Consider the following 9280-nt stretch of genomic DNA (forward strand, 5'->3'; position numbering starts at 1 on the left):
GTTGAGGGTGCATGTCGTCTCTCCTGTTCGTGTGGCCCAGGCCAATGGCCGGGCCGGGACGTTGATGGGCAGGAGAATGGCGCCGAAGGCCCAACGGCCTTCGGCTCGGGAGAAAAGAGGAACCACCCGTGGGCTGATTGGCAGGCCCGGTCGTCGCTAGAACCGTCTGCTCATCAAGCAATCACACCCGGCCCATGTCGTGGCTGGGGCCGGCATCGTCTGGCGCACATCCGCGCACAAAGGGAGCCCGTTTTTGCACCGGCGGGCACCGGCACCGATTACCGCTGACCACGAAGGGTCTCCCGGTGGCTCGTGCAGCCTGGCAAGCCACCGGGAGACCCTTCGCAGAGGGCGGAAGAAACGCAGATCAACAGAACGCGCGTGGTGCGGCTCGCAGAGAAGCTACCTTCAGGTCCCGCGGCCGGGGACGGCTGGGCGGGACGCGCACACGGATCAAGAAGGCGTTGCGCGCTGGGCGTCCCGCAGGGCATGCGGCGGAGTGCGGGACAGGGGCCACGCCGCCGAAGGCGGGCACGGCTCACGGGGAACGGGGGCGGTCAGGAGCCTTTGCGGCCGCTACGGCGCGGGCGCGAGGCGCCGCGCTTGGAGCTGCCGGATTCGACTGGCAGCGTGCCTTTGCAGTCCGGGTAGCGGCTGCACGACCAGAACGGGCCGCTCTTGCCGCTGCGCTGGCGCGTGGGTGCGCCGCACTGCGGGCATGCCGGCCCTTGGGGAACCTTGATGGACAGGGAGGCGCTGCCGTACTGCGCAATCAACTGCGAAATCCACGCGGCCTGCTTGCCGATGAACACGTCCAGGGTGAGCTGTCCGGCCTCGATCATGTCGAGCGCCTGTTCCCAGACGGCGGTGGTGCCAGGGTCGGCAATCGCCGCAGGCACGGCATCGATCAAAGTGAAAGCCGCATCCGAGGCGCGGATGGCGCGCCCCTTCTTCACGAGGTAGCCGCGAGCGATCAGGCCGCCGATGATGTTGGCCCGCGTCGCTTCGGTGCCGATGCCAACCGTATCCTTGAGCTTCTGCTTCAGGCGGGGATCGGACACCAGCTTGGCGACGCCTTTCATGGACTTGACCAACTCGCCTTGCGTGTACGGTTTGGGCGGCAGCGTCTTGAGTGCCTTGAGATCGACGTCGGCCACCTGGCATGCCAGGCCCTCATACAGTTTCGGCAGCGCGGGCAGCACCTGGGCGCGGACCGCAGTATCGCCCTCGCCATCACCGTCTTCGGCCTGCGGCTCGGCGAGCACCTGGCGCCAACCCGGGATGACAACCTGCTTGCCCGTGGCCGCCAGGTTCTGCCCCCCGCACGAAAACTTGGCCACAGTGCGGTCGAACTCGTGGTGAGGGAGGAACTGCGCCAGGTAATGCGACCGGATGAGCCTGTACACGGCCAGTTCCTTCTCGCTCATGGCGGAGAGCTTCGCCGGTTCGAGCGTCGGGATGATGCCGTGGTGCGCCGTGACCTTGCCATCGTTCCAGGCGCGCGAGCGCTGCGAGCGGTCGAGCTGGCCCATGATCGAGCGCAGCGAGGGATCGGTCTTGAGCAGGCTGTCGAGAACGGTGGGCACTTCGGCAAACATGCTCTCGGGCAGGTAGCCGGAGTCCGAGCGGGGGTACGTCGTGGCCTTGTGCGTCTCGTACAGGGCTTGGGCAATCTCCAAGGTTTCCTGCACGTCCAGCCCAAGCTGCTTGGAACACACTTCCTGCAAGGTGCCCAGGTCGAACGGCAGCGGCGGGCCTTCGCGGACACGCTCAGTCTCCACCGACACGACGTGGGCACTGCCCGCAGCGCGGATCTGCTGCATGGTCTGCTGTGCGACCGGCTGCCGCAGGCAGCGGCCTGCGTCGTCGGTGCACGCATCGGGTGGAACCCATTGCGCGGCGAAAGTCGAACCGCCTGCGAACAGGGACACGGCGATGGCCCAGTATGGTACGGACACGAAGCGCGCGATCTCGCGGTCGCGGTCCACAACGAGCTTGAGCGTCGGGGTCTGTACGCGGCCGACCGACAGCACGCCGTCGTAACCCGCCTGTCGCCCCAGCACCGTGAACAGCCGGCTCAGGTTCATGCCCACGAGCCAATCCGCACGGGAGCGCGCCAGCGCCGAGTGGTACATCGAAAGCGTCTCGGCCGAAGGCCGCAGCTTGCCCAGTGCCGCCCGAATGGACGCATCGTTGAGCGCCGACAGCCACAGGCGTTCGATGGGGCCGCGGTAGCCGCAAAGCTCCACGATCTCGCGGGCGATCAATTCGCCCTCGCGGTCGGCATCGGTGGCGATAACCAGGTGAGTCGCCTTCGCCAAGAGCGCCTTGACGACCTTGAATTGCGTGGCGGTCTTCGGTTTGACCTCGACCCGCCAGTGCTGGGGAATGATGGGCAACTGCTCAACGGACCATCGTTTGAGCTGCTCGTCGTAGGCCTCGGGCGGCGCCGCCTCCACGAGATGGCCGATGCACCAGGTGACCGTGACGCCGGAACCGTTGAGGCAGCCTTCACCGCGCTGCGTGGCGCCGAGAATCCGGCCAATGTCTTTGCCCTGGGAGGGCTTCTCGCACAAGAACAGCCGCATATCCGTCCATCCCGATTCCTGTTGTTCATGGAGTTGCTGGGATCGAGGATGCCGAGCGCAGCCCCTGGCAGCAGCAAACAAGCCGCATGCGGCAGCGACCGCTTTCACGCCGATGAAATGGCGAGTGCGGGGAAGGTGCGTGGCCGGAAGTGTGCGGGCCGAGAGCCGCGATTTCCGGGAGCGCGCGTGGAACTCGGTGGACGTTGGTGGAGCTATCCCCTGGGGATAATTCGCAGCGCATGGAGGGCGGCGAAGCACTGCGGCAGCCGCCCTCCATGCCCGATCACTTCCTGCGCTTGGTCTCTTTCGGCGCCGTCGATTCCTGGGTGGCCTGGGGCTTCGGCTCTGCCTCCTGTGGCTTCGGGCTGAGGGCCACAGACTCGATGCGGTACGGCAGGATGCCGACACTGCGCGCGTTGACCTGCCAAGTCTCACGCGGCTGATCTTCGTTGTCCGTCCAGGGGTCGCGCTCCATGCGGCCGACGACCAGCACCCGCATGCCCTTCTGGTAGAGCTGCTGCCAGCGGTCGGCGTCGTGGTGCCAGAGTTCCACCGGCGCCCAGAAGCCGCCGCGGTCCTCGAACTCGCCGCCCTTGGTGGGGACGGGGTTGTCGAAGTACACGTTCAGCCGGAGCAACCGGCGAGGATCGTCGTTGCCATTGGGGAATTCGCGGTACTCGGGAGGCGATCCGATGTTGCCCTCGCCGATGAATTGTGTGCTCATGTTGGAATCTCCGTGGTGGTTGAAATACCCGTGCCTCGTTGGGCTCGGGCGCGTGCTCGGATGGCAGGCGCAATCACCGATCGCGCACTGCGGCAGGAACGGACGCGAGCCGGCGCAGGTAGGTGTTGTCCGCCTGCGCGGCCTTGCTGGCGCATTCCTGTGCTTGCCTGCCCAGGGTGTGCAGCAGGCTGATCTGCATGTTCAGCATGACGCGCTGCAGTTCGATCTCGTGCAGGTCGTGCAGCAGGTTGACCGGCGTGCTGGGGCTCGCCATCAGCTCCTGCCACAACGCCACGCCCATGGCCGATCGATCGTGCTTGCGCCAGCGAAGAAAGGTCGTGCCTGCGCCAGTGGTCTGCTGGGCCAGCTCGACGGGAAGCAGGTGGAAGGGATGCCCGCACGCCTGTGGCAGCACCTGTCGCTGCGCCAGGGCAATCAACTCGTCGCGCATGGCGAAGCACTGGCTGGCCCAGGCCTCGAAGTCCCCTTTACCTTTAAAAGGCTTTAAAAGGCCTTTTAGAGAGGCCGCGTGTTCCAGCCGCATGAAGGCTGGCTGTTCCAGACGACGGAAGTAGCGCGGTTCGCGGTTCGGGTCGCTCATGCCGGTTCGTCCTCGCCGGCGGCTGTGGACTTGGCCTCGGCCGAATCGGCGGCAGCGCCTTCGTCGGTGGGAGATGCGGCTGCGGCAGCGCTATCACCACGCTGTTGCAGACCACGGCGCACGACGGGCGGCGCAAACTTCGAGCGGCGCATGCCTTCGAGCACGTCCTGCGGCAGTTCGCCGAACTTCTCCAATGCTGCCCGAGCTGCGGCGTTCTTGGCCGCGAAGTCGTCGCGGGTGCAGCCCGAGTAGCGGTATTGCTGGGCCAGGCTGAACAGGCTGCGCAGCGCGTGGGCACCTTCGTTGAGCCAGCGCTCCAACGTCGAGCGATCGATCAGCGCGGTGTGGTGGGCGAGGATCAGCTTGCGCGCGATGTCGTCGTAGTCGGCCAGGAGATAGACGGCGGCAAAGCCCAACTGCGCATTGACGAACAGCGGAAGCTTGACGGGCTGCACGTTGAGGTTCTCGCCCAGGGTCAACGCGGCGGGCACGCCGGCCAGGGCCTGGTCCACCTGGTCGCGCAGCGTCTGCAGCGTGGTCCTGGTCTGGTCGAGCTTGTCTTCGATGCGAAGCATCCACCAGTCGCTGTATGGGTCGTCCTGCTCCGAGCCGCGCTTCATCTTGTTCATGACGGCGATGTAGCCGTTCAGGCCGACGATGCCCGGTCGCCCCTCGGCGGCGGCGCGGCCATGCCAGATGCGCGAGGCGTGGTGGGTGTGCAGCGTCAGCGACATCGCGCTGCGCAGGGAGCCGAGGTTGAGTTGCAATGGTTCGTTGCTGGTTGCCATGGTGATCGCTCGCTGGTGGACAGGGAGCCGCCAGCATCCGCATGCAGCGGAAGGCAGTCAGTCAACAAACCGAAATGAGCCGACCCCCGGTTCTGTGCGCGCTGGCGGCGCAGCGCGCAACGGTCCCCTGGGGACCGCTCCGCAGATGGGCACTCACATCGGCGTTCCCGTCCTCGGTTGTTGACGGTATGCGTGCTGCACCGCACGTCGCGCTGCCGTTCGACACGATCCTTCGCCGCGCAGCCGTCCCCAGGGGACCGTTCCGTTGAGCGCCATGGAGGTCTGCTTCATGGTCTTGCATGCGCTCTACTCAGGATTTGCGCAGCAGATCGCGCAGGCGCTCGATGTGCTGCCGGGCCACCTCGGGCGGCACGACGTTGCGCGGCGGCTCGGTTGGTGGCGCTCGCGCCGCCGATGGTGTTGGCGGTGCCGGGCCGGTCTGCTTGGCCCAGGCATTGAACTCGCCGCGCATGGCGCGCTGGATGATGCCGAACAGATAACCGGCGGGGTTGCGGATGCCATGCTTGCCGCACCGTGCGGCCCATTCGTCCAGCACGGCCTGCCGCAGGGCAGCGTCCACCTGCTGCAACGCCATCTTGGCTCCGGCCTGCTGTTCCGCCTTCAGTTCCGCGAAGCGCTTGGGCCATTGCAGGTCGCCCAGCGCACGCGCCTGCGCGGTAGTACGTACTTCATCAATACGACTACTACGTACTGTACGGTCCTGCTTCGAATTCCGAAGAGCGCCGTCTGGCGCGGGTTTCGGCCCTGCTTCGGATTCCGAAGATGGGCGATCGCCATTCCGAAGAAGGCTCGCGGGCCCTTCTTCGGAATCGTGGACCGCATCCTCCTGTGGATAACTTTCGGAGGCGGTGATGCCCTGGTCGGCCAGGCGCTCGGCGAGCACTTGCAGCCGCGACGGCAAGGTGCGTCCGGACAGCATCGGGTCGTCCGCGATCTCCTGGAGGGTGTTGAGTCCCACCACCTGGACGGCCTTGGCCGAATGCCCCAGCGACTGGCTGACCAGGGCCAGGTAGTCGGCGTCGAGTTGCATCGCCTCGAACGGCGTCAGCGGTTCGTCGTGCAGGACGTAGAGGTTGCCGAGGATGCGACCGGTCTTGGGGTCGCGCCGTCGTCGCACGAGGCTCAGCCAGCGCGTCAGGCGCAGCAGCGTCAGCGCCCGCGCCACGGTCTCATGGGAGGCCTGGCCTGCGCAGGGCATCGACGCCAGCCAGGGGCGCAACTGCTCATAGGTGGGAAATGCCGTGACGCCATCGTCGTTGAGCATCAATCGGAACACCTGCCAGGCGTTGCGCTCCAGCGGTGTCAGGCGGCGGTCGAGGAACAGCCGCCGCGGCACGCTCTCGTGCCGATTGCCACTGAACAGGAAGGCGTCGCCGGACGTAGGAGGCGTGGGCGTTGGAGCAGGCAGGGACGCGGGAGCGCCAGAGCTGGACTTGGGCGCGAGGTCCTTCAGCGCAGCGTCGAACAGGTCGGCGAGTGCGATGGGGCCAGGGCGCTGGGCTCGTGGGGCGGTGTCGTCCACGGCCATGGCCTAGCCCAATCCCTGATCGACCCAGTTCCTGATCGCGGCCCAGACCACCGAGAGCGGCAGCGACATGCCCTCGGCCAGGTCCATGGCCGCATCGAGAATCGAGGTCTCGTCCTCCAGATCGACGTTCCTGCTGCTGGTCACGGCTTTCCATTGCCGCCACAGTTCGGTGTCCTGGGTCTCGTCCAGGACGGGGTGGCGCCCCTTGCGCTTGGGCAGGCCGAGGATCTCCCGCCGCAGGGCGACTTCCTGATGGGTCAGGCCATAGAAGCGGCTGACCATCTCCGTGCTGGCCCCCAGCCGCAGCATGCGATCGACCGTGGCGATTTCCTTCTCCACGTCCTGTGCCTGGTTGAGCAGGCGCTGCAGCACTTCGCGGTTGACCGTGACCGAGCACCACGAGACGCTGGCGTTGGCCAGCACGCTGATCAGCGCGGGGTGCTTGAGCGCATCCAGCTCGGCCTCGCCGAAGCCCATGGCTTTGCAGCGGCGCAGTTGGCCGTTGCGAAGGTCATACAGCGCCTGGGCAATCACGGCCTGGTTGAGCGGATGCGATGTGGACATGCGGCCTCCCTCGCTCACGTCCCGGGCGCCGTGGTGCCGGCTTCCAGGTCCAGCAGACGCCGGGCGAGGCGCAGCAGCCGAAAGAGCTTGACCAACGCCGTGTCGCTCAAGCGCCTTGCGCCGCTGCCATGGCCTTGGCTCTGGCCGTGCAACAGGGTCGGCAGGTCGGCGGCGAGCTGCGCGCCGTCCAGGCCCGCTTCGGCGACGGGCTGACCCGTCAGGGAAGTGAGCAGCGTCAGCACCGCGCGGCCGAGCGGCGACGGGGCTTGGCCGCGGGCGCGGCACGCAAACCCGATGCCATCGGCGCGATCCTCGATGCACTCGTCCAGGCCTGCCTCCCCGGCGATCTCGCGCGCGAACTGCGCGATGTGGATGCGCAGCCGATCGGGCGTGTCCAGGCCGGCGTCGATGTACCAGACGTCGGAGATCGGATAGAGTCCGCCGGCTTGCACCGGGATGGACTGCAGCACGCTCGCCGAGAAGTCGGGCGGCAGCGCATCGCCCAACTGGTCGGCGACCATGCGCTGGATCGATTGGAGCCGTTCTGTCGTCGGTGCTGGCGAGACGATGTGCTCGCGAAGCAGATCGCCCGGTGCGGCCGGCTGGCTTCCCGTGGCCGCTTCGCCAACCGCCGTGTCGTCGTGGCGCAAGGTGGGCTCGGACGCCGGAGGGCTGGCGGGTGGAGGACCGGCCGCCGCTGCAGGCGTGGCGATGGACGATGCTGCGCCCGGCGGAGTCGGCGTGCCGGCGGTGGGCGAAGGCAACGCCGGCTGCGCCGCAGGTGGCGTCGGGTCACTGACCAGCGCCCGGTGGCGGCTTTCCGATTCGGTCAGGTCCAGCGCCAGCACGTCGTAGCCGATGCCCAGCAGCTCGGACATCTGGCCGATCAGCTCGTCTTGCACGCGCTGCGGCGCGAACTCGTCGCCCTGCGTGTCGAACTGCGCCAGCACCTCCTGAAAGAAACTGTCGAAGTCCAGCGGCAGCGAACGGTCCTTGGCGTAGTGCTCCCAGGTGCGTTTGCAGGCCGTGCGCATGACCGACAGCCGCTCGACCTGGTGGCGCCCCAGGCCGCCATAGAGCACAGTGGGAATGGCGGGCAGCAGGTAGCGCACCGCGTCGGCCATGCGGGTGATGTGCGACCGCTGGACGGGGAAGCCATCGGCCGCCAGGCGGCGGGCCAGTTCCGACTGGCTCAGGGCGGCGCCGCTCTCCTGCTCGTAGAACTCCCGTGCTTTCTCGACGCCGAGCGCGCGCTCGATGAACGTGAGGCCGCCGCGCAGTTCGTTCTCGGCAAGATGCCCGGTCAGCGCGACGATTTCACCGCGCTCCGGCCATGGTCGGAACAGGCACGATATGCGGAAGAAGCGTTCTTCCTTGGTCTCCGACCAGAGTTCGCGCAGGATCGCCAGTCGCGTGTTGCCGCCGTTGCGGATGATGTAGTGGTCCTCGCCGGGCCTGCGCGTGATGGCCGGCGCCGCGTCCAGGCCGCGCTCGCGGATGGATGCCTTGATTTCCTCGTAAGCCGGGTTGCGCTTCATGCGCGGGTCATGGTCGTAGGGCCGCAACTGGTCCAGCGTCACGACCATGGGCGTGTCCGCGATCGGGTCGCTCAAGGCCGTAGCCGCTGGGCCGCTGCGCTCGAAGCCGGCCGCGAGCAGCTTGCCTGCCATGTCCTGCGAGGTCATGTCAGCCATGGCCGCACCCCTCGCAGTCCCCACGACCGCCGGCCGGCGCCATGCGGGCCTCTCGCTCGGCGCGGCGGATCTGCGCACGGGCGTTCAATTCGGCCCGGTGGTCACTCGCTGTCGAACTCGTGTAGATCGCCGCGCAGCCGGCCTTGGTGAACTTGAGGTGCCCGCCCGGCGTGCGCTTGACGTGCCAGCCCTCACCGACCGCGAACTCGATCAGGGCGCGCAGCCGCTTGTGGCCGCGGGCCAGCTCATGTGCGTTCGCCATGGGGCCTCCCAGGATCAAGAGGTCGCTGCGGGCGGCCGGATACTTGAGCCAGTCGGTCCTGCCATTGCGGGAACAACTCGCTGGCGAGCGCGCGCATCGTGTCGAGCGCGGCAGGGGCGACTCTGCCGGGCGGCTGGCGGTGCTCGACCCGATGCACCGGCAGGCCGCGCGTTGCGGCACGTGGATACGCTTCTATGGCCGGCACGTCGGTGGCGAGCACGCGGATGCCGGCGCTGTCCTGGAACAGGTCGCGCAAGGCCTGCTGGATCAGCCGTGCGTTGGCGGACACCGGGTGGACGCGGTTGATGAGCAAGTGCAGCGGCGGCGGTTCGATGCCCAGGTGCCGGTACGGCGCAATGTCTTCGAGCAACTGCATGGTGCCGCGCCGCAGCTCGCGTGCCGCGAGGATCTCCGGCGTGACGGGCGACAGCGCGAGATCGGAGGCGAGCACCGCCATCTCCAGCAGCACGGAACGCGCGCCCTGGGTGTCGATCAGCACCAGGTCGTAGA

General features: G+C 67.5%; 9 protein-coding genes. All 9 read right to left on the minus strand.

Going from position 1 to position 9280, the window contains the following annotated elements:
• Window positions 1–557: 557 nt before the first annotated feature.
• Window positions 558–2588: a DNA topoisomerase III gene (locus AC0Z6F_RS21800; RefSeq protein ID WP_003116834.1), complete on the minus strand. Its 2031-nt coding sequence runs from the start codon at window positions 2586–2588 to the stop codon at window positions 558–560.
• A gap of 283 nt (window positions 2589–2871) precedes the next feature.
• Window positions 2872–3312, minus strand: a complete 441-nt coding sequence (locus tag AC0Z6F_RS21805) for a single-stranded DNA-binding protein (RefSeq protein WP_003098976.1) — start codon at window positions 3310–3312, stop codon at window positions 2872–2874.
• A gap of 73 nt (window positions 3313–3385) precedes the next feature.
• Window positions 3386–3913: a DUF3158 family protein gene (locus AC0Z6F_RS21810; protein WP_003098978.1), complete on the minus strand. Its 528-nt coding sequence runs from the start codon at window positions 3911–3913 to the stop codon at window positions 3386–3388.
• Window positions 3910–4701 (minus strand): PFL_4669 family integrating conjugative element protein, encoded by a 792-nt coding sequence (locus AC0Z6F_RS21815; protein WP_003098981.1) that lies wholly within the window; start codon window positions 4699–4701, stop codon window positions 3910–3912. The genes AC0Z6F_RS21810 and AC0Z6F_RS21815 overlap by 4 nt, the downstream gene beginning before the upstream one ends.
• A 310-nt stretch (window positions 4702–5011) precedes the next feature.
• Window positions 5012–6250, minus strand: a complete 1239-nt coding sequence (locus AC0Z6F_RS21820; RefSeq protein ID WP_003116837.1) for an STY4528 family pathogenicity island replication protein — start codon at window positions 6248–6250, stop codon at window positions 5012–5014.
• A gap of 3 nt (window positions 6251–6253) precedes the next feature.
• Window positions 6254–6814: a DUF2857 domain-containing protein gene (locus AC0Z6F_RS21825; protein ID WP_003090097.1), complete on the minus strand. Its 561-nt coding sequence runs from the start codon at window positions 6812–6814 to the stop codon at window positions 6254–6256.
• Between the two features lie 14 nt (window positions 6815–6828).
• Window positions 6829–8508 (minus strand): ParB family protein, encoded by a 1680-nt coding sequence (locus AC0Z6F_RS21830; RefSeq protein WP_004350508.1) that lies wholly within the window; start codon window positions 8506–8508, stop codon window positions 6829–6831.
• Window positions 8501–8770 (minus strand): hypothetical protein, encoded by a 270-nt coding sequence (locus tag AC0Z6F_RS21835; protein ID WP_003050422.1) that lies wholly within the window; start codon window positions 8768–8770, stop codon window positions 8501–8503. Before AC0Z6F_RS21835 ends, AC0Z6F_RS21830 begins: the two co-directional genes overlap by 8 nt.
• The coding region (locus AC0Z6F_RS21840) for a ParA family protein (RefSeq protein ID WP_485619600.1) at window positions 8754–9280 on the minus strand (527 nt) is incomplete at its 5' end. The genes AC0Z6F_RS21840 and AC0Z6F_RS21835, both read right to left, overlap by 17 nt.

The organism is Stenotrophomonas sp. 1L-E-5-B-C3, assembly GCF_057292075.1.